This is a genomic window from Paenibacillus sp. BAC0078 (assembly GCF_054483875.1).
Map to the genome: position 1 here is coordinate 52,016 of NZ_JBTLRW010000016.1, position 21,935 is coordinate 73,950.

Sequence of the window (21,935 nt, forward strand, 5' to 3'; positions counted from 1 at the left end):
TTATAAAAATGAGTAGGATTTTATATTCGCAACCGTTTTCACGTCGGGCATAATAAGGATGTACCCGGATCGCTACGGGAAAATTTAAAAAAAGATACCCTCAGGAGGTCAATTATTATGAAAAAAATCACTTCCGTTTTACTCGCTAGTGCATTGCTGGGTGCTGCTCTGGCAGGTTGCGGCGGCAATAACAAAGCTGCAAATACAGCAAATACAGGCACCGCCACAAATTCGGCTAACACCAGTAATTCAACAGAAACTCCGAAAGTCGGGGTAGCCATTTACAAATTCGACGATACCTTCATGACCGGTGTCCGCAACGCGATTGATGCAGCCGCCAAAGGCATCGCCACAGTAGATATCGTAGACAGCCAAAACTCGCAGCCTACACAAAATGACAAGGTTGACCTGTTCATCACGAAGAAATACAACGGCATGCTGATCAACCCGGTTGACCGCACAGCAGCAGGCGTAATTATCGACAAAGCCAAAGCGGCCAATATTCCGGTAGTTTTCCTAAACCGCGAACCGCTTCCGGAAGATATGAAGAAATGGGATAAGGTTTACTATGTAGGCGCTAAAGCGGAAGAGTCCGGCACAATGTCCGGCCAACTGATTGCCGACTACTGGAAATCCCATCCAGAAGCAGACAAGAATAAAGACGGTGTGCTCCAGTACGTAATGCTTAAGGGTGAACCGGGACACCAGGATGCAGAGCTTCGTACCAAATTCTCTGTTAAGGCCATTGAGGATGCAGGCATCAAGGTTGAGAAGCTGGCTGAAGATACAGCAATGTGGGACCGTGTAAAAGGCCAGGAGAAAATGGCAGCCTTCCTCGGCTCGCATGGCGACAAGATCGAAGCTGTGCTTGCCAACAACGATGACATGGCTCTCGGTGCGATCGAAGCTCTGAAAGCTGCGGGATACTTCACTGGCGGCAAATATATGCCGGTAGTAGGCGTTGACGCAACGGCTCCGGCAGTTCAGGCATTGCAGGATGGCACAATGCTCGGAACTGTGCTCAATGATGCCAACAACCAAGGTAAAGCAGCTATTACGCTGGCCGCTCTGCTGGCTAAGGGTGAAACACCAACCAAAGAAAATATCGGGTTCGACATCACCGACAACCAATATGTCTGGATCTCCTACAAAAAGATCACCAAAGACAACGTAGCTGACGCTAAGTAAATCTCCATAAAAATAATGCCGGGGAGCGGATGATCTGCTCCCTGGAATTCCTTAAGGGTAGGGAACAGGATGGAACCGCTGTGCCTCTCATGGAAAAAGAAAAAAGCGTAGGGGGCGTAACAACATGGCAAAATCAGAATTTTTGCTGGAAATGAACAACATCACCAAAGAATTTCCCGGCGTGAAGGCGCTGGACGGCGTAAGCCTCAAGGTTAGACCGGGCTCGGTCCATGCACTGATGGGCGAAAATGGTGCAGGCAAGTCCACGCTCATGAAATGTCTGTTTGGGATTTATTCACCGGATGCCGGTGAGATCTTTTTGGATGGCGAGAAGGCCAGTATTTCGAACTCCAACGATGCTTTGAAGCATGGCATTTCCATGATCCATCAGGAGCTGCATCCTGTGCCGTTCCGCAATGTGATGGAGAACATCTGGCTGGGGCGTTTCCCGACCAAGGGGATCGGACCCATTCAATTTATTGACCATAAGAAGATGTATACCGACACGGAAAATTTGTTCAAGGATCTGGATATCGACCTGAATCCCGAGACCTTGGTGGGTAAGCTGTCCGTATCCAAAATCCAATCTATCGAAATCGCGAAAGCTGTCTCTTTTCATTCCCGCGTGATTGTAATGGATGAGCCGACCTCTTCCCTTACGAGTGTGGAAGTTGAGCATTTGTTCCGGATTATCCGCGACTTGCAAAAAAGAGGGGTAGCCATTATTTATATATCCCACAAGATGGAGGAAATTCTCGAAATTTCCGACGAAGTCACGATCATGCGTGACGGTAAAAAAATCGGCACCTGGCCGTCGGCGGAGCTTACGACCGATCTGATCATCTCCAGAATGGTCGGCCGCGACCTTGAGAGCCGTTTCCCTGAACGTACTAATGTTCCTGGTGAAGTCTTCATGAAGGTGGAAGGCTTGACCTCGCCCGAACTGAGATCCTTCAAGGATGTGTCCTTCGAGCTCAGACGCGGTGAAATTCTTGGCGTCGGCGGTCTGGTCGGCGCACAGCGGACAGAGGTTATCGAAGCGCTGTTCGGTCTTCGCGCCATTAAGTCGGGAACCATCTCCATTGCGGGCAAGAAGGTAGTCATTAATTCGCCTCAGGATGCCAAGAGGCACGGTCTGGCTCTGTTAACCGAAGAGCGGCGTGTAACCGGTATCTTCCCGGTGTTGTCCGTCCATGAGAATGGTGCCATCGCCAACCTTGACCGTTACAAGACCCCTTACTTCCTGCTCGACGGCAGGAAGAAAAAGGAGGAGGTCGATAAAATGATCGAAAAGCTTCGCACGAAGACGCCTACAACCAAAACCCAGATCATGAATCTTTCTGGCGGCAACCAGCAAAAGGTGCTGCTTGCAAGATGGCTGCTTACAGAACCGGAAGTTCTTCTGCTGGATGAACCGACACGCGGGATTGACGTTGGCGCCAAGTTCGAGATTTATTCGATCATTGCCGATCTGGCGAAGCAGGGCAAGAGCATTATTATGATTTCTTCCGAAATGCCGGAGCTGCTCGGGATGTCCGACCGGGTCATGGTGATGTCGGAAGGCCGGCTAACAGGAATACTAGAAGGCGAGCAGGCTACGGAAACCGAAGTTATGCGTCTCGCTGCACAGCACTAAGGGGGATCACTACTAATGAACGTTAAAAAAGCTCAATCTTTTGTCACTCAGAATGCTATCTATATCGTGTTGGTACTGCTCATTCTAGGAATTATCATATACGATCCAACCTTTATGTCGGTCAACACCTTGCGTGACGTGCTGATTCAATCGTCCACACGGGTAATCATCGCACTGGGGGTTGCCTTCATCCTTATTACAGCCGGTACGGACTTGTCCGCAGGCCGGGTTGTAGGCTTCACGGCGGTTATTTCCGCCTCCATGCTGCAAATACCGGATTATTCACGCCGCTTCTTCCCGGATCTGCCTCAAGTGCAGGTATGGCTTCCAATCCTTATTGCCATTGCTGCCGGTCTGATCTGCGGTCTCGCCAATGGTATTATCGTCTCCAAGCTTAATGTTCCGCCATTCATCGCTACACTGGGTACTATGCTTATTGTATATGGTCTGAACTCGCTGTATTTCGATATGGACCCGAACCAATCGCAGCCAATCGGTGGCCTGCGTCCCGATTTCACCAAGATCGGCTCCGGCTTCATAGGCAGCGGACAATATTCGATACCTTACATCGTTATCATAGCCTTGGTGGTCGCAGCCATTGTCTGGGTGCTGTTCAACAAAACCAAGCTGGGCAAAAACATGTACGCCATCGGCGGCAACATGCAGGCAGCCAAGGTTTCCGGGATCAACGTTTCCAAGAACCTGATCTATATCTATGCCATTGCCGGCGCTCTTTACGGTCTGGCCGGTGTGCTTGAAGCTGCCAGAACAGGCGGCGCAACGAACAACTACGGTAACATGTACGAGCTTGACGCCATCGCGGCTTGCGTAGTCGGCGGCGTATCCACCACAGGCGGTATCGGTACGGTGCCGGGCGTTCTGGTCGGCGTTATCATCTTTACCTTGATCAACTATGGTCTGACCTTTATCGGCATCAGCCCTTACTATCAGTTGATTATCAAAGGTCTGATTATTATTGCTGCTGTGTCGTTTGATATGCGGAAATATTCGTCGAAGAAGTAGGCGAAGTGGTGGGGAAGAGGAAGGAGGAAAAGCGGTTGAGGTGATTGGGCGTGGCTGCGGGGAATGTTTGGGCTTCCGGCCGCTGTTAGGTTTGGATTTCCTGATTTAAACTGCTGGCCGCAGTAGAAATCCAAACCTAAAGGCGGACGCTGCCGCTCCTCCAGCTCCAAACTTCCCCTCCGCCACTTCCATCACCTCGAGTGTATTCCCTCCCCGCTTCGCGGGGGGAGGGGCAGTAAAAAGCGTTAAGCGTTTGCCGGTATCAGGCAAACGCTTTTTTGGCTTGAACGTCGTAGCGCTAACTGTATTATGTACAACTAAAAAATCAAATGTGGGCGCTGAGACGAAGGTAATTGCATTTCGTGCAGTTAAATTTGCGATATTTTGCTAAAAGACGGTTTTTCCCGATTTTTAACTGTAAGGAATACAATTATTTCTATAAATTCCGTTTTGAGCATCCTTATAGATGTAGTAAATACACTTATATGCTAAGACAAAAAAGAACTGTCTAAAGAGCCACAGCAATGGCTTAGGGACTGTTCTTTTTAACATGGATAAATTGGCTAAGTGTCTGCGCCTGCAAGCCAGATGCTAATTTACGGTCCCAATATGCGAATAGGAGGCGAAGTCGAACAATCACCGGTCGGTCAGCTTCAGCTCAGGGTTACCGGCAGCGCCAGGAAGGATAGCGCGAGAAAAGGATTGAAGTGTTCCGGTGCGCCAATCTCGCGCAAGGCTGCGTAGAGCTGCTTCATTTCGGCATACACCTGCTCGTAGCTCTGCTCGGACAACAGTCCGGCGACTGGGAGCGGCAGGGAGGTGTGAACGGAATCGCCGGATACAACGGTTAAGCCGCCGTTCATCGCGGCAATATGGCGGATCGCGGTGAACAGCTCCTGATCGGACACACTGGCTCGAGCTTTTGGGCTTTTCGTACATAAATGAGAGCTAAATAGCTGAATTCTTTTTTTGATGTCGTTTTTATGCAATACGGCTAACGGGATTCTTGGTATGATCCTGTAATCACTAATGCACAGGGAGGTTGTAAAGCATGAAGAAATTAAAGACAACCGAATTTCAGGAAATCAGGCAATGGATGTATCGAAATGCGCGGCCTATTGATTTGGCAATATGGCAATATCATTTTGAAAGCGGGAGCAAAGAGGCGGTCCTTCTAGCTCTATCAGCCTATCAAAATAGCGACAAAGGTTTTGGCCTTGCTCTGGAGGCTGATAATTGGAACCCTAATTCCTCTCCATATGCAACAGGAAAAGCCATTGCCATACTGGATGAAATCGGGATTTCTGATCTGGAGCATTCCTATGTGGAAGGGATACTGGAGTATCTTGATAATTGCGAGTATTTTTCTGAAACAGGGTGGCCGTTTACGATTCCTTCCAACAACGATTTCCCCCATGCACCTTGGTGGACGTACAGTGAACAAAACAATGCAGACAATGGTTTCCACGCAACCGCAGGTCTAGTTGGTTTTATCTTCCAGGCTGCCGATCGGTCTTCCGGATTGTATAAGAAAGCCTTAACGCTTGGCGACAAAATGATGGATAAGATCAGACAGTCCGGACAAATTGAAGTCCATGAGCTTGGCGGTTATTGCACCTTTCTTCGAGGTGTAGAGCGGGCAAAGTTAACCGACAGATATGATTGCGTTTTTCTCGCAGATAGACTGGAAAAGTTGGTGGATGAAGCCATTGAGCGAGATCCCGGCAAATGGCCGGTGTACTCGATGAGGCCGTCCATGTATATTTCATCACCGGCAAGTATTTTTTACAAAGGGAACGAAGAGGTAGTGGGAAAAGAGCTTGAATACATTCTTGAATCTCGAAATGACGAGGGTGTATGGGAAATAACGTGGAAGTGGGCGGATTACCCAAAAGAGTTTGTGGTAGCAGAAAATTGGTGGAAGGCACATTGGGCCATTCATAACGTACTGCTGTTAAGGAATTTTGACCGAATCGGTTAGTTAAAGCTATAAGCATAATAACTTTCGAAAGTATCCATGATGATGGAATCACTGGATGTGGTCCATAATGTAAATTCAGTAGATGTATTAAAACCTCAAAAACAAAGAACTGTCCCAAGCCGCAACCGTGGCTCTTTGGACAGTTCTTTTTGACGCGCTTATATCTAATTAGTGCATTGACCTGCAAGCCAAATGCTAATTTGCGGCCTCAATTCCAATATGCGAATAAGAGGCGAAGTCGAACAATCCCCGGTCGGTCAGCTTCAGCTCGGGGATTACCGGCAGCGCCAGGAAGGACAGCGTCAGAAAAGGATTGAAGTGGTCCGGTGCACCAATCTCGCGCAGGGCAGCATAGAACTGCTTCATTTCGGCATACACCTGCTCATAACTCTGCTCGGACAACAGTCCGGCGACCGGAAGCGGCAGGGAGGCGAGAACGGAATCGCCGGATACAACGGTTAAGCCGCCGTTCATTGCGGCAATATGGCGGATTGCGGTGAACAGCTCCTGATCGGACACACCGGCGGCGATGATGTTATGTGAATCATGGGCAACGCTTGAGGCGATGGCTCCTTTGGCGAACCCGAAGCCTTTGACAATGCCAAGGCCAACGTTGCCCGTACCCTTGTGCCTCTCGGCGACAGCCAGCTTCAACTGATCATGCAGGACCGAAGAGGCAAAGCATCCGTTCTCCACCTGCACCTTCTCCTTCAAGCGACGGGTGACGATGGAATTCGGAATGATCTCAATGACGTTGCAGGTATCCGAGCCAAGCGGGAGAGCCAAATCCCCAATTTGAAAATCAGTCAGGCGGCAGCTCTCGACAATGGTCTTTGGTGTCTCTGCCGCTGTATTTTCCGGGAAAGCTTCTGCCACCAGCGCCCCTTGTTTAACGACACATTCCCCATGCTTGTAAACCTCTGCAATGGAGAGTGTATTCAGATCGTCCAGCAGCACAAGGTCGGCCCGGTAACCCGGACCGATGGCCCCTCTGTCCTGAAGGCCGAAGCACTCGGCGGCATTTAAGGTTGCCATTTGAATGGCTGTAATGGGATTTAGGCCTTTGCTGATGGCAAGCCGGATGTTGTGGTCCACGCTGCCTTCCTCCAGCAGATCGTCGATTAATTTGTCGTCGGTGACGAACAGGCATCTTCTGGCGTTCTGTGCTGTGACAGCCGGCAGCAGGGCTTCGAGATCTTTGGCGGCAGTTCCCTCGCGTATCATCAGGTACATTCCTAGATCGAGGCGCTGGTTTGCTTCTTCCGCATTTACGCATTCATGATCGGTCCGAATGCCTGCTGCCCGGAAAATGTTCAGGTCCTCCCTTGCGATTCCGGCGGCATGTCCGTCGATCAGCTTCCCGTGGTTCAGCGCACCGGATATTTTGTCCAGCATTTCGGAATCCGGTCCGGCCAGCGCAGGGAAATCCATTACCTCTGCAAGCCCCAGCACCTTGGGGTTGGCATAGAGGGGATTCAGGTCAGCGGCCTTCAGCCCGGCTGCACAGGTTTCGAACGTTGTCGCAGGCACACAGGAGGGAAGCATAACGAAAATATCCACTGGCAGGTCATTAGAGCGCTCCAGCATATATTCAATGCCCTCCACTCCAGCCACGCTGCCAATTTCATGCGGATCGGTGACAACCGCCGTTACTCCGTGCTGCAGCACCACTTTGGCGAATTCCTGTGGGGTCAGCATGGAGCTTTCAATATGCACATGCCCGTCAATCAGGCCGGGAATAATCCATTTGCCGGCGGCGTCTGCCGTCCGCTTGCCTTCATAGGAGCCGATACCGGCAATGTAGCCGTCAACGATGGCAATATCGCCTTCCATAAGCCCGCCTGTAAATACATTGACAATCGTTCCGCCTTTGATCACGAGATCTGCCGGGATTTGCTTGCCGGCCACCTGAATCCGTCTTGCAAGCAGATTTTGATTGCTGGTCATAGAGTCCACATCCTTTGTTGTTATACTGCACCTATTTAAGTTGAACTTTAGACTTTCTTAATGGGTCTGATCGTAACTGCGGGGAATGTTTGGACTCCGGCCGCTGCCCGTCTACAGATTTCTTGATTTATACCGCTTGTAGCGGATGAAATCCGTAGACGGCTTATGCTTACGATGCCAGCTTTCCTACGGAAAGCTCTGAGGCGGACGCATTCGCTCCTACAGTTCCAAACTTCCCCTCCGCACTCCCCCTGTTAATGTTATCTTTGGTTCAACTTATCTAGCCGGATACGCCAAAAATCCTGATTACAAAAAAACGCCAGAGCGGCATTTTTTTGTAATCAGGATTTTACGGTTCCTGGTAGAGACCCTCGGCCCATATCGCCGAAGTTATACAAAATGATATGTCTAATAGTATGCGAGGACGCCGAAATTATCAAGATTACAGCACATGTTAGGCAGCAGCCTTGAAGATTAGGCACATAACTCCGCTCCCGCCCATATTCTGTAGGCATAAGGCTATGGTGAAGGGGAGCGACTGGATGCTGAGGATAAGGCTGAATGAGCTGGGAAAAGGAATGGATAACGGCCTCCTGCAGGCCGAGGTGTGGCGGTGGGATGGGATCGGCTGGAATGAAGCTATCGTACAGCAGGAGGAGGATTTTATCCGCGCGGATGACGATTTGTTCGTAACCATCCCCGCAGAGCCGGGGTTATACCGTGTGGATTACTCCAAAAAACCTTTGGAGCCGCTGTTCATTTTGTCTGAGCTGGGGGAGGCCGAGCTGCGGGCGGAAGTGCTGCATCCGGCACCTTTTAAGCTGAAAGAGGGCACGCTGTGGGGGTATATCAACAATGAAGGCCGGACAGTCATTGAGCCGCGATACGAATATGCCGAAGAATTTCAGGCGAACGGGCTGGCAATTGTGCAGCGCAAGGACAAGAGCGGGCTGATCGACAGTACCGGCAGGGAAAAGGTGAAGCCAATCTATTCCTTTATTGCCCCTTTTTCCGAGGGCCGGGCCGTTGTCTCCGATGCAAAAGGGTATACGCTCATTGATGAAAAAGGCAAAGAGGTCACTTCGGCGCGTTATGATTATTTGAATTCGCTTCATGAGGGGCGGGCGCTTTTCTCCAAGCAGAATCCTTCGGACGGTTCCCGCTACGGCTATTTGGATGCACAAGGCAAAGAAGTGCTGCCTGCTGTCTACGAGGATGGCGGAGATTTCAAGGACGGTATGGCGCTGGTCAAAATCAAAGCAGGGGAGTTCGCGCTGATTGATCCGCAGGGAGTTGTGCAGCACACGTACAATTATCCTTTTGTAGGCAACCTGGGTGAAGGTCTGCTAGCTTTTCAGGCTGAGGAGAACGGCAAATACGGCTATCTCCGCACGGACGGCACGATTGCCATACAGCCGCAATTTACGTCCGCGCTGCCTTTTTCCGAGGGCCGGGCAGTGATTAATACCGCGCCGGACTTCGGCAATGCCTACGGGCTTATTGATATGCAGGGCAAGCAGATTATTCCGGCCACCTATGATGTTGTGCTGCAGCTTGGAGAAGACAGGGTTGCACTGGGAACACCGCTTGTTGCGGACCAGCCCTACCGGGGTGCCAGCTATGTTATCTCCGATGCGGTAACGGGAAGAATTCTGAACAATCATCCCTTGCTGGGTGTGAACAATTACCAGAACGGGCTTGCGTCCGTATATGATGCGAAGGATACCTACTTTATTGATAAAACCGGCAACAAATCTGCCCAGCCCCCCGTTGTTCCAGGCTCCGGCACATTGTCATTCAGCGGCAGTCTGATCAGGGCGGATGTAGACCTGCGCACAGCCTATTATGACCGCAAGGGGAAGCTTGTATGGCGGCAAAATAATGTCATTCCTCTAAGACCACCGTATTCTGTCCTGGAGAAAAAATATCATCCAAACAGAGATTACCTGGTGTATTACCCGGTTGTAGAAGGCATCGCCATCACAGATGTGTCCAGAGAAGTGAACGACAAGCTGCGTAGCCTTTCACTTGCCGAGGGGGCAGGAACAGCTAAGGATTTCAGCTACACAGGCGACTTTGCTGTATCCTTCTTCCGTAAAATTCTCCTGGTGCTGGAGCTGAACGGCTATCGTTATCCGTTCGGAGCCGCGCACGGCATGCCGACCAAAATCTATACACACATCAATTTGAAGAATGGGAAATTTTACAGGCTCGGCGATCTGTTCAAGCCAGGCAGCAAGTATGTACAGAAGCTCAGCGAAATTGTCGGCAAACAGATTGCGACCGATCCCCAGTACTCTTACGTCTTCCCTGACAGCTATAAGGGAATTACGGCCGATCAGCCCTTTTTTGTGGATGGGGAGGCGCTTTATCTGTATTTTGCCCCATATGAAATCGCCCCTTATGCAGCCGGGTTCCCAACCTTCCGTATCCCTTATGCGGAGATTATGGGCCTGATTTCGACTGAAGGCGAATTTTGGCAGTCTTTTCATTAATAAAAGCTTGTATCTATAAGAAACGGCAGCCGTTCCTGCAGGGGGCCGTTTCTTTTTGGTTTTTGGGAGCAGAATGCCTTCGCAGGCAGCTTGGACAAGCTGATCTGCAATCTATTAAATGTAAAAAATTAGAAGAGCACACCAGAGAGATTTATGTTACAATAACCAAGGAACAGATTACAACTTTGTAATATTTGGTCCCGGAACCTTGGCAGCTTAGAAAATACAACAAGAACAAGGAGATGACAGAATGAAGAGCAAAACTCTAAGAGCAGTGATAGGTGGAAGTGTAGCGGCTGTTCTGGCATTAAGCATTTCGCTTCCATTACAAGCAAAGGCAGCGGCAGCACCTCAGGCGGTGACTGTCAGCACTCCCGGCTTTGCACAATTCATGCAATATTTGCACCAATATAGCATTAAGGGTATTACTTTTGACGGAGCAACCTTTACGTTCCAGCCGATTGTGATTTCTAAGCCGGTTACGGTGGTTCCAGCACCAACGGAAGCACCGGCAGCAACTCCAGTGCCAACAGCTAAACCAGTAGCGACACCAGCGCCAACAGTTAAGCCTGTAGCAACGCCAGTGCCAACGGTTAAGCCTGTTGCAACACCAGCACCAACAGCGAAGCCTGTGGCAACAGCTGCACCGGCCGTCTCGGTGGCAAACGGCACATTTACGCAGCAGGTCGTGACGCTGGTCAATAAGGAGCGTGCCGCAGCCGGATTGGCCCCTGTAGCCGCACTCGACAGCTTGAACAAAGTGGCGGCAGCGAAGGCAACCGATATGCGTGCGAATAATTACTTTTCGCATACTTCCCCTACGTACGGTTCACCGTTTGATATGATGTCCGCCTTCGGCGTCACTTATCAATATGCCGGTGAGAATATCGCTATGGGGCAGAAGACACCGCAGGAAGTAATGACAGCCTGGATGAATAGTGCAGGACACCGCGCCAACATTTTGAGCCCGAATTTCAATTATATCGGCGTAGGCTTCGACAACAATTATTGGGTTCAGGAATTTATCGGTAAATAATACAGCTTTAAGAATTGATGGAAACCGTTCTCCGGCTTGGCTGGAGGGCGGTTTTTTTGCCGCTTCCATTTGCAGTAAGATTAGGAGCCGCGCTTTGCATTTTTTACATGTTAAGGATTTGCAAATTACGCATAGAAGAATTATGTTTATCTACATAGTTAAGAACTTTGTAAAATGTGGAACAATACAGAATAGAACGGCATACGGAGGGATAGCTTTGAAGGATTCCAAATGGACCTGGCGCAGTGTCAGCCTGATTTCCATAGTGGCAACCGTACTTTTGCTGGTCGGGTTTGTGTACGCGGTGAATGATATTTTATTCCCGAAGGGAGAGGCGTTCTTCTCCTCGCTGCCGAAGCAGACAACAGCCCCCGCAGTATCGGTGAGCAAGGAGGTCAGGATTATGGCGCTTGGCGACTCCCTGGCCAAAGGTACAGGCGATAACGAGGGCAGCGGATTTGTCAAAAGAACGGTTGATGGTCTGACGGCAAAAGGCAATAAGGCGGAGCTTCTCGGAAATATGGGCATCAACGGTTTAACCACGGCAGGCCTGCAGAGCAAGCTGCAGGATGAAGGCGTGAAATACGCCCTGCGGCAGGCCAACGTCATTCTGCTCTCTATCGGCGGTAATGATCTTTTCAGAGGTGCTGACCTCCTGGGGAACGGCAGTGAAGGCCAGCAAATCGCATCGCCGGATACGGGAAGCACTGAGAGCGGATCGAAGGATTCTAACGGGACAAGCTCCAAAACGTCAACAGGCCGGGAAGTCGGTGCAGGGAATGCTGCCAAAAAAGCGGGTTCCTCCGGCAGCACTACAGCAGCCAATGGAAGTGAAGAAATAACGCCGGAATCGCTGCTGTCTGCTCTGCCTGAAGCCGCGAAACGGCTGGGCGTTATTCTTGACCGGATCGCGGAGATCAATCCAAAAGCACAAATTTATTATCTGGGACTATATAATCCCTTCGGAGATGTTCCCGAGCTGCTCGTTCCCGGCAATCAGGCGGTAACGGCCTGGAACAATGCAGCAATGGATATTATTAATAAACGGAGCAATATGACGCTCGTTCCGACCTTTGATTTATTCAACCGCCACTGGCAGAGCTATCTGTCAAGCGACCATTTCCATCCGAACGGCGATGGTTACCAGCGGATCAGCGAACGGGTCGTACAAGCTGTGCGTTAAGCTCCACCTGCATCGCAGATATCTGAAATGAACACAACGGGGAGCTGTGAGGAAGATGACAAATGAAAAGAGCGGCGGCTCCGGGGCAATAGTGCTCTCCGTCGAGAATGTCCGTAAAAAAATAGGCCGCAAATGGATTATTAATGATGTTACCTTTGATGTTCGGGAAGGCGAGGTTTTTGGTTTCCTTGGCCCGAATGGAGCCGGCAAAACAACAACCATCCGCATGCTGGTCGATCTGATCCGGCCAAGCGAAGGCAAGATTACCGTCTGCGGCTACAATGTGAACCGTGATCCTGAAAAAGCGCTGCAATATGTCGGCTCCATTGTGGAGAATCCCGAGGTATACACCTATCTGACCGGCTGGGAGAACCTGCAGCATTTTGCCCGCATGCAGCCAGGGGTGGATCAGGCCCGAATCGCCGAGGTGGTGGATATTGTCCGGCTGGATCAGCGGATTCATGATAAGGTAAGCACTTATTCGCTGGGTATGCGGCAACGTCTGGGCATAGCCCAGGCGCTGCTGGGACGGCCCCGGCTTCTGATTCTGGATGAGCCTACGAACGGGCTTGATCCCAAGGGGATCAAGGAGCTGAGGGAATTCATCCGCCAGCTTGCGAATGAAGGGCTAGCCGTATTTGTCTCCAGCCATTTGCTGAGTGAAATTCAACTGCTATGCGACCGTGTCGCCATTATCAGCAAGGGGCGCGTGCTGGCTGTGGGCGGGGTGGAAGAACTGGTTACCCGCAACTCCCCTTATGTGCTATGGGAGCTGGAGCCTTTTGACAGGGCGAAGAGGATTTTGGCCGGAAGACCGGATATTTCACTGCTGGAGCTGGATGAGGTTACGCTGGATGATTCCATCACTGCCGGCATGGGACCGAATTCCCTTATTACGGCTATGGATGAGGACCTGATCCCCGAGATTGTAGCTATATTGGTTACCGACGAAGTGGAAGTAAGGGCTGTGCATAAAATCAACCCCACACTGGAACAGCTATTCTTGAAGCTAACGGAGGGTGAATCCATTGATTAATCTGTTGCCGCTCATCCGTAATGAGTGCCTGAAGATCATTAAGAAGAAACGCTTTTATGTGATACTGCTGATTCTGCTCGTGCTCGTGCCTATGTTCACTTACGCTCAGATGCGGGTAGCCGAGCGCAGCCGGGACAAATTCAATTCGGACTGGAGGCTGGAAATCCAGCAGCAGATTACCGACAACCAGAACTCCCTCGGCAGCGACCGGATTCCGGAGGAATGGAAATCGTACCGGAAGATTTTTGTCCAGCAGCTGCAGTATTATCTCGATCATGATGTCAATCCAAATGAGCCTAGTGGTGTAACCTTCACCCGTGAGTTTCTGGACAATTCGGTGTCGTTATTTATTCCGCTGCTGATCATGGCTGTGGCCTCCGATCTGGTCTCCGGGGAGCGTACAACTGGAACGATCAAGATGCTGCTGACCCGGCCGGTCAAACGCTGGAAGGTGCTGTTCAGCAAAATGGCGGCACTGCTGATGTTCGTCTCGCTGATTGTACTTTCGGTCTTCATTATCAGCTATCTTATTTCCGGTCTTGCTTTTGGATATAAGGGCTTTAACGTTCCAGTCTTTACGGGCTTCCAGCTCAGCGGAGATACCGTTAATATGTCTACTGTGCACGCGGTGCCGCAGTGGAAGTACCTGCTCATGCAGGGCGGGCTGATCTGGTTCGTCAGCATTGTTGTTGCGCTTCTGGCCTTCATGGTGTCGGTACTGGTACGCAGCACGGCTGCAAGTATCGTGGTGATGATGGCGGCGCTGATTGCCGGCACGATTCTGACCAATATGGCCTCGGCCTGGAGCACGGCGAAATATTTATTTATGGTCAACCTGGGGCTGACCGGATATTTGGCGGGAACGCCCGCGCCGATTGAGGGAATGACATTATCTTTTTCCATGGCTGTATTGGCCGTTTGGGGAGCCGTTTCGGTGATCATTTCCTTCGCCGTCTTTACGAAACGGGATATTTTGAATTAGAATGTACAAAGTGAACGAAACGTTTGTTTGCATTTCGTAGGGTAGAGAGAAAAAGAAGGAGGAGCATGAATGCTCGAACAGATCGACATGTTTGCAAAAGTCTCCAAGAACGGCGAAGACGCCCGGACTGGATACGATGCTGACGACATTCAAGTGCTCGAAGGTCTGGTTGCGGTACGCAAACGGCCCGGCATGTATATCGGCAGTACGAGTTCCTCGGGACTGCACCATCTTGTATGGGAAATAGTGGATAATGCGGTAGATGAACATTTGGCTAAGTTTTGCTCAAAGATTGATATTACACTGCGCAAGGACGGCTCAGTAACCGTTCTGGACAACGGGCGCGGGATTCCGACCGGAATGCACAAGACAGGAGTGCCAACGCCGCAGGTGGTATTTACCATTCTGCATGCGGGCGGTAAGTTTGGCGGTTCCGGCTACAAGAAATCGGGGGGACTGCATGGCGTAGGCGCTTCCGTGACCAATGCGCTGTCCGAATGGCTGGAGGTCGAGATTTACCGGGAAGGCAAAATCCATCGCCAGCGCTTCGAATATTGGGTGGACAGCAATGGAAAAGAACATGTCGGTGAGCCTGTGACCGGCCTTGAAATTCTGGGAAATACGAATAAGACCGGTTCGAAGATCACCTTCAAGCCGGATATTCGCGTCTTTGCAAACGGCATAGCCTTGAACTACGATACGCTGGCGGAGCGGGTGCAGGAAATTGCCTTTCTGAACTCCGGTCTGCGCATTAACCTTAGTGATGAGCGGAGCGGCCGCCAGGATGAGTACTTTTATGAAGGCGGGGCCAGCCAGTTCGTTCAGTTCCTTAATGAAGGCAAGGACGTGCTGCATGATGTGATTCATTTCAGCGCGGAGAAGGACGATATCGAGGTTGAGGTGGCGCTGCAGTATAATGCCGGTTATACCGAGACCCTGGCTTCGTTCGTCAATTCTATTCCGACCCGAAGCGGCGGTACACATGAGACGGGCTTCAAGACAGCCTACACCCGGGTGCTGAACGATTATGCCCGCCGGACACAACTGCTCAAGGAGAAGGACAAGAACCTGGAAGGCAATGATCTGCGCGAAGGCATGATGGCGGTCATCAGCGTCAAGATGGCCGAGGTGGAATTTGTCGGACAGACCAAGGATCAGCTCGGCAGCGCTTCTGCCCGCAGCGCCGTGGATTATATCGTATCCGAGAATATGGCGCGTTTCCTGGAAGAGAATCCTCAGGTGGCGCAAAGCCTGCTGAAGAAGTCGATTCAGGCCTCCAAGGCCCGGGAAGCGGCGCGTAAAGCCCGCGATGAGATCCGCAGCGGCAAAAAACGCAGCGAGAGCTCGAACCTTGGCGGCAAGCTGTCACCTGCGCAGTCCAAGGATGTGACGCGTACGGAGCTGTTCATTGTCGAAGGTGATTCCGCCGGAGGCTCGGCCAAGCAGGGGCGTGATTCCAAGATTCAGGCGATTCTGCCGCTGAAGGGAAAGCCGATGAATCCCGAGAAGGCCAAGCTGCTGGATATCCTTAAGAACGATGAATACAAGGCTATTATTTCCTCCATCGGTGCGGGGATCGGGCCGGATTTTGCCGTAGAAGACAGCAATTATTCCAAGATCATCATTATGACCGACGCCGATACCGACGGAGCGCATATTCAGGTGCTGCTGCTGACATTTTTCTACCGTTATATGAAGCCGCTGATAGATGCGGGCAAGGTATACATCGCCCAGCCGCCGCTGTACAAGCTGACGCGCAAATCGGGCAAGCTGGAGACGGTGCGTTATGCCTGGAGCGACGAGGAGCTCGCGAACTATCTGAAGGAATTCGGCAAGAATTTTGAGCTGCAGCGTTACAAAGGACTCGGTGAAATGAATCCCGAGCAGCTGTGGGAGACCACGATGAATCCGGACTCGCGCAGCCTGCTGCAGGTGCAGATCGAGGACGCCGCCAAGGCGGAGCGTCGCGTATCCACACTGATGGGCGATAAGGTCGACCCGCGTAAACGCTGGATTGTCGAGAATGTCGATTTCACGGAGATCGTGGAGTAAATCGTCATTTGTCTGAAGGGGTTTTGGGCAGTGACGATTACTTCCGCTGTTTTTAATTTTTTGGTGATTCCTTCTAGCGAAGCAAAGGGAATATTCTCTGGGGTTTGCTTTTGCCAGGTTCTGAAGAATAAAGCGAAGCTGATTGGTGGGAAGTAATGGAGGGGAAGTTTGGAACTGGAGGAGCGGTAGCGTCCGCCTGAGAGCTTTCCGTAGGAAAGCTGGCATCGTAAGCATAGGCTATGTTTGGATTTCTACCGCGAACAGCGGTTTAAATCAGGAAATCCAAACATAACAGCGGCCGGAAGTCCAAACATTCCCCGGAGTTACGCTGGACACCAATCTACTCAGCTTGTTCTTTTGAACGGCAATATACCCCAGAATGATATTCCGTCAGTGGAGCGTTAGATTCACCAAGGTTTAAAAATGTTGGACAGATTGAGGAACAGAAGGTGAGCGAATGAGCAGTTTATCAGAACAATTTTCGCCGGCTTTTCTGGAAGAGGTCGTCGGTGACCGCTTTGGCCGGTATTCCAAATATATAATTCAGGACCGGGCGATTCCGGATGTCCGCGACGGGCTGAAGCCCGTACAGCGCCGGATTCTGTATGCCATGTACGACTCGGGCAATACCCCGGACAAGCCCTACCGCAAGTCCGCTAAGACGGTCGGGGATGTAATGGGGAATTATCATCCACACGGGGACTCCTCCATTTACGAAGGCATGGTGCGGATGGCACAGCCCTGGAAGATGGGCCATGTGCTTGTAGACGGACACGGGAACTGGGGCTCGATGGACGATGATCCGGCGGCAGCGATGCGTTACACAGAGGCGCGGCTGTCCCCAATCGCCATGGAAATGATGCGCGACATCGAGAAGCGCACCGTGCTGTTCAAGGACAACTTTGACAATACCGCTAAGGAGCCGGTAGTGGTTCCCTCGCGTTTTCCGAATCTGCTGGTCAACGGGACCAGCGGAATCTCCGCCGGATTTGCTACGGAAATTCCGCCGCATAACCTACGCGAGGTAATCGACGCCTGTATCGCAGTTATGCAGAAGCCGGATATTGCGCTTGAAGACATCATGACCTTCATCAAAGGTCCTGACTTCCCGACAGGCGGTACAATTATGGGCGGCGAAGGCATCATGGACGCTTACCGCACCGGCAAAGGGCGCATCTATCTGCGCTCCAAGACCGAGATCGAGAACCTGCGCGGCGGCAAGCAGCAGATTGTCATCACTGAGGTGCCGTTCCAGATCGTCAAATCACGGCTGGTTACCTCGATGGAGAATATCCGTCTGGAGAAAAAAATCGAAGGCATCGCCGAGGTCCGTGACGAGAGCGGCCGCGACGGCCTGCGAATTGTAGTCGAGCTTAAGAAGGAAGCCGATGCCCAAGGGGTTCTGGCCTACCTGCTCAAAAAAACCGATCTGCAAGTCACCTATAACTTCAACATGGTGGCGATTGTCAACAAAGCTCCACAGCAGCTTGGCCTCAAAGCGATTCTGGAGGCCTACATTGCCCATCAGCGCGAGGTGGTAACCCATCGCACCCGGTTCGATCTGGAGAGAGCGGAGGACCGCGCTCACGTCCTGGAGGGACTGGTTAAGGCGCTGAACATTCTGGATGAGGTCATTGCCGCGATCAAGGCGTCGAAGAACCGCCAGGATGCTCAGAACAATCTGGTCTGGATGTTCGGCTTCAGCGAACGCCAGGCTGATTCCATCCTTACCTTGCAGCTCTACAGACTGACCAATCTGGAGATTCACTCGCTCCAGAAGGAACTGGATGAAACGCAAGCGCGGATTGCCGCACTGCAGGCCATTCTGGACAGCGACAAGAAGCTGATCGCCGTCATCCGTAAAGAGCTGATTGAAATCCGCGACAAATACGGTATTGACCGCCGCTCGCTCATTCAGGGTGAAGTGGAAGAACTGAAGGTGAGCCTTGAAGTACTGGTGAACGCCGAGGATGTTCTCGTCGCTCTTTCAGCCGACGGGTACATCAAACGGACCGGCATGCTGTCCTTCACCCGTTCGGGGGGCGAACGCCATGCCTCAGGGGTCAAGGAAGGAGATCATATAGTCAAGCTGCTGGATCTGAACACACGTGACAGCCTGCTGGTATTTACCCGCAAGGGGCAATACTTCCTGCTTCCTGTACACCAGATTCCAGAGTTCAAATGGAAAGATCCGGGCACGGCGATTGTGAACGTAATCAGCCTCGCCAAAGGTGACGGAATCGTCAGCATCCTGCCGGTAGGCAATCTGGAAGATCCGCAGGCCAGCCTGGTCTTCGTCACCAGCAAGGGCCAGGTAAAGCGTACGGAGCTCAAGGAGTACTCTACGAGCCGTTCCGGTGCTGTTGCCGCCTGCAAGGTGGCTGAAGGTGATGAGATCATTACAGTGGCCCTGAGCAGCGGGGACAAGGAGCTTGTGCTGGTGACCCGCGAGGGCATGTGCATCCGTTTCAAGGAAAATGAAGTTAATCCTATGGGCCGGGTGGCCAGCGGGGTAAGAGGCATTCAACTGCGGGAAGGCGATGAAGTCGTTTCCTGCTTCTGGGTAAGTGAAGATGAGGGCGAAATCCTGGTTGTATCCGAGCTTGGCTATGCCAAACGCACACTGCTGCTGGATTATCCTTCACAGAGCCGCGGCGGCAAAGGCATGCCAACCTTCGAATTCAAGGAGGGCAAACGCATCAAGCCAAACGGCAGCAGATTGTCCGGCGCATTCTATTGCCGCGAACCGCTGGAGCTTACGGCGATTACCCGTGATGGAGCAGTACATAGCTTCTCCTCCGAATCGGCACCGCTTGGCGAACGGCGCTCAATTGGCAAGCAATTGGTGGCCGTAGAGAAAAAGGACGAGATTATCAGCCTGTTCCCGGCGGTTTTATAAGCGGGTTAACCACTTTTTATAGCATAAATAAACGGCACCTGACTGCTCTTTAAGGAGAAGCCGGGCGCCGTTTATGGTTTAATTAAAAATTATGCCGGCGAATTATTTTTTTCTTTTGCAGGAAATGGAATTTTTCTCGCGAAAATGTAGATATACCGGATAGAGGTCCGCAAGAAAGGAAGGAATACGTGTGCACGCCACTGAATTCAGTAAGATCTGGCATAAGATATTAAAGGACTATAAGCTACACATGGACAGCAACCTTGCCCCTACACTTACAGATGCCCAACTTACCGTACTGGAGCTGCTGCAGGAGCGTAACGCGATGAAGCCTTCCGATCTGGCTCCGCATCTGGCGACCAGCCCGGCGGCAGTAACAATGCTGCTGGACCGGATGGAGAAGCATGGTCTGATTGTCCGTGAACGTGATGCGGCTGACCGGCGAATTGTGTGGGTAAGCATCACGGAGACTGGCAAAATAGAGACGGAGCGCGGCCTCCAGATCCGCAGTGATTTTTTTGCTGAGGTGCTGGACCCCATCTCCTCCCATAACCAGCAGCTTCTGATCTACTTAATGGGGAAGCTCGCGGTGGCTCAGGCCCCGGAGGGGTCTGCATCCTAAGATATCAGCACGCATAATAAGCAGGCCTCCTAACGGATGGCCTGCTTTTGCATAAATATAAGAAAGTATAAGTTTCACGTTATACTTTATCCTTCTATTTCTCGCTGAAACGGATACCGTCCTTTTATGGACGGCACAGCCGTTTCTACTTGATGCTGCGGCCACAAGCTCCACGGATGGGTCTGCGGCGGCAGCGAGATCAGCTTTATTTCTTCCTTGGTTACGGGATGCGGGAAGCCCACAAGCGCAGACCATAAAGCGATCTGCTGCCCCGGCTTGTTCACTGCGGCTCCGTATTTCTGGTCGCCGTAGAGCGGACAGCGGATGCCGCTGAGCTGGACGCGGATCTGATGGGAACGTCCGGTGAGCAGGTCTATCTTCAGCAGGCTGTAGCCTTCGGCGCTGCCAAGCACCGTATAATCGAGAATGGCTTCCTTGCCGCCGGGCGTTCCGGGGCGGACAATGGTTACCGTATTGGTCTTGGCATCCTTGAGCAATGTGTTGACCAGACGGCCCTGTGCAGCCGGAGGCTTGCCGTGAACTACGGTCAGGTATACTTTGCTCAGGTTGTGGGAGCGGACGCTCTCCGACAGCCGTGAAGCAGCCTTGGAGGTCTTCGCGAAGATCATCGCGCCTCCGACAGGGCGGTCCAAACGGTGTACCAGGCCCATGTATACATTGCCCGGTTTGTTGAAGCGTTCCTTCACATCTTCTTTGAGCAGGCTGAGCAGGTCCGGGTCTCCTGTGGCATCCTCCTGCACGGGAATATTCACGGGCTTCACAATGCCAAGCAGATGGTTGTCTTCGTACAGGATTTCGAAGCGGGAGCTCCCGCCGCCGGACTCGGGTACTATCGGTGTCATGGCTTACGCCTCCCAGCGGCCCAGAATTCCGCAAGGCAGGTTCATTCCGGAGGCTGTAATCGGCAGGCCGATTTCGCCGGAGGTCAGCTTGCCGCCGTAACGTTTGCCCATTGTCATCGAGAGCATGTTGCGCAAAACGGTCGGTGAAATACCAGTCGTGTAGGAATTGATCAGCATGAAGAGCGGTCTGTCGCTCATAATTTCCATGCAGCTCTCAAGGAAGGGATACAGGCTCGCTTCCAGCTTCCACATTTCGCCGCCCGGACCTCTGCCGTAGGATGGAGGGTCCATAATGATCGCGTCGTATTTGCTGCCGCGGCGCTGCTCACGCTGCACGAATTTGAATACGTCGTCGGTGATGAAGCGGACCGGCCGTTCGGCGAGGCCGGAGAGCTGAATATTTTCCTTAGCCCATTGGACCATGCCTTTGGCTGCATCCACGTGCACCACAGAAGCTCCTGCGCTGGCCGCAGCCACGGTTGCACCGCCGGTGTAAGCGAACAGGTTAAGCACCGATATCGGACGGCCCGCCTCGGCAATCTTGTCCATCATCCAGCGCCAGTTGGCGGCCTGCTCGGGGAATAGACCCGTGTGCTTGAAATTGGTTGGGCGAAGATGGAATTTCAGTTTGCCGTAGCTGATTTTCCAATCGCTTGGAATGGCTTTCTTCATTTCCCATTGCCCGCCGCCGGCTGAGCTGCGGTGATAGTGTCCGTGCACTTCGCGCCATTTGGCCGTCTCGCCCGCAAGCGGCCAGATGATCTGCGGGTCCGGTCTGCGCAGCACGACATCTCCCCAGCGTTCCAGCTTTTCTCCGCCTCCGGTGTCGAGCACTTCATAGTCTTTCCAGTCACTTGCTATATACATGATTATCCATCCTTCAAAAAGTCATTTAGCCTTTATTGTACATCATTTAGCCTTGCTGCTACAAACAAAATGGTTGCAAAGCTGCGACTATTCGTATTTTGCCCCAAAGAGGGTCCGGGTATAGT

The 21,935-nt window shown here is 51.8% G+C and carries 16 protein-coding genes and 1 riboswitch; of the genes, 12 read left to right on the plus strand and 4 right to left on the minus strand.

Annotated features, from left to right (window positions below):
- Positions 1–117 precede the first annotated feature (117 nt).
- From ACX1DY_RS23800 to mglC, 3 genes are all read left to right on the plus strand, one after another.
- Entirely contained in the window at positions 118–1,188 is a 1,071-nt protein-coding gene (locus ACX1DY_RS23800; RefSeq protein ID WP_458966683.1) for a galactose ABC transporter substrate-binding protein, read from the plus strand.
- A 124-nt stretch (positions 1,189–1,312) separates the two neighbouring features.
- The gene (locus ACX1DY_RS23805; protein ID WP_458966684.1) at positions 1,313–2,824 is read left to right on the plus strand and encodes a sugar ABC transporter ATP-binding protein; all 1,512 of its coding nucleotides are present in this window, start codon (positions 1,313–1,315) and stop codon (positions 2,822–2,824) included.
- Positions 2,825–2,839: 15 nt separating this feature from the next.
- The gene (gene mglC / locus ACX1DY_RS23810; protein ID WP_458966685.1) at positions 2,840–3,847 is read left to right on the plus strand and encodes a galactose/methyl galactoside ABC transporter permease MglC; all 1,008 of its coding nucleotides are present in this window, start codon (positions 2,840–2,842) and stop codon (positions 3,845–3,847) included.
- Positions 3,848–4,500: 653 nt separating this feature from the next.
- On the opposite strand, the gene ACX1DY_RS23815 is transcribed toward mglC, so the two are convergent.
- A complete protein-coding gene (locus ACX1DY_RS23815; RefSeq protein ID WP_458966686.1) occupies positions 4,501–4,755 on the minus strand; it encodes an adenine deaminase C-terminal domain-containing protein in 255 nt (84 codons plus the stop codon).
- A 143-nt stretch (positions 4,756–4,898) separates the two neighbouring features.
- Between ACX1DY_RS23815 and ACX1DY_RS23820 the strand changes: the two genes are divergently transcribed.
- Positions 4,899–5,828 (plus strand): hypothetical protein, encoded by a 930-nt coding sequence (locus ACX1DY_RS23820; RefSeq protein ID WP_458966687.1) that lies wholly within the window; start codon positions 4,899–4,901, stop codon positions 5,826–5,828.
- Between the two features lie 195 nt (positions 5,829–6,023).
- Here ACX1DY_RS23820 and ade read toward each other — a convergent pair whose 3' ends face one another.
- The gene (gene ade, locus ACX1DY_RS23825; RefSeq protein ID WP_458966688.1) at positions 6,024–7,775 is read right to left on the minus strand and encodes an adenine deaminase; all 1,752 of its coding nucleotides are present in this window, start codon (positions 7,773–7,775) and stop codon (positions 6,024–6,026) included.
- Positions 7,776–8,093: 318 nt separating this feature from the next.
- Positions 8,094–8,193: riboswitch (purine riboswitch) on the minus strand.
- 124 nt (positions 8,194–8,317) lie between these two features.
- Between ade and ACX1DY_RS23830 the strand changes: the two genes are divergently transcribed.
- From ACX1DY_RS23830 to ACX1DY_RS23865, 8 genes are all read left to right on the plus strand, one after another.
- Positions 8,318–10,270: a WG repeat-containing protein gene (locus tag ACX1DY_RS23830; protein ID WP_458966689.1), complete on the plus strand. Its 1,953-nt coding sequence runs from the start codon at positions 8,318–8,320 to the stop codon at positions 10,268–10,270.
- Between the two features lie 250 nt (positions 10,271–10,520).
- The gene (locus tag ACX1DY_RS23835) at positions 10,521–11,306 is read left to right on the plus strand and encodes a CAP domain-containing protein (RefSeq protein WP_458966690.1); all 786 of its coding nucleotides are present in this window, start codon (positions 10,521–10,523) and stop codon (positions 11,304–11,306) included.
- 217 nt (positions 11,307–11,523) lie between these two features.
- On the plus strand, positions 11,524–12,489 hold the full coding sequence (locus ACX1DY_RS23840; protein WP_458966691.1) for a GDSL-type esterase/lipase family protein: 966 nt from the start codon (positions 11,524–11,526) through the stop codon (positions 12,487–12,489).
- Positions 12,490–12,544: 55 nt separating this feature from the next.
- The gene (locus tag ACX1DY_RS23845) at positions 12,545–13,525 is read left to right on the plus strand and encodes an ABC transporter ATP-binding protein (RefSeq protein ID WP_458966692.1); all 981 of its coding nucleotides are present in this window, start codon (positions 12,545–12,547) and stop codon (positions 13,523–13,525) included.
- Positions 13,518–14,507 carry an ABC transporter permease gene (locus ACX1DY_RS23850; RefSeq protein ID WP_458966693.1) on the plus strand — a complete coding sequence of 330 codons (990 nt, stop codon included), beginning with the start codon at positions 13,518–13,520 and terminating at the stop codon, positions 14,505–14,507. Before ACX1DY_RS23845 ends, ACX1DY_RS23850 begins: the two co-directional genes overlap by 8 nt.
- A 69-nt stretch (positions 14,508–14,576) precedes the next feature.
- Complete coding sequence (gene parE, locus ACX1DY_RS23855; protein WP_458966694.1) at positions 14,577–16,559, plus strand: DNA topoisomerase IV subunit B; 1,983 nt, start codon at positions 14,577–14,579, stop codon at positions 16,557–16,559.
- Between the two features lie 457 nt (positions 16,560–17,016).
- Positions 17,017–19,458: a DNA gyrase subunit A gene (gene gyrA / locus ACX1DY_RS23860; protein WP_458966695.1), complete on the plus strand. Its 2,442-nt coding sequence runs from the start codon at positions 17,017–17,019 to the stop codon at positions 19,456–19,458.
- 190 nt (positions 19,459–19,648) lie between these two features.
- Positions 19,649–20,080, plus strand: a complete 432-nt coding sequence (locus tag ACX1DY_RS23865) for a MarR family winged helix-turn-helix transcriptional regulator (RefSeq protein ID WP_019910073.1) — start codon at positions 19,649–19,651, stop codon at positions 20,078–20,080.
- Positions 20,081–20,166: 86 nt separating this feature from the next.
- On the opposite strand, the gene ACX1DY_RS23870 is transcribed toward ACX1DY_RS23865, so the two are convergent.
- Both ACX1DY_RS23870 and ACX1DY_RS23875 read right to left on the minus strand, forming a co-directional pair.
- Positions 20,167–20,943: an RluA family pseudouridine synthase gene (locus tag ACX1DY_RS23870; protein WP_458966696.1), complete on the minus strand. Its 777-nt coding sequence runs from the start codon at positions 20,941–20,943 to the stop codon at positions 20,167–20,169.
- Positions 20,944–20,946: 3 nt separating this feature from the next.
- A complete protein-coding gene (locus ACX1DY_RS23875; RefSeq protein ID WP_458966697.1) occupies positions 20,947–21,810 on the minus strand; it encodes a class I SAM-dependent methyltransferase in 864 nt (287 codons plus the stop codon).
- Positions 21,811–21,935: the final 125 nt, after the last annotated feature.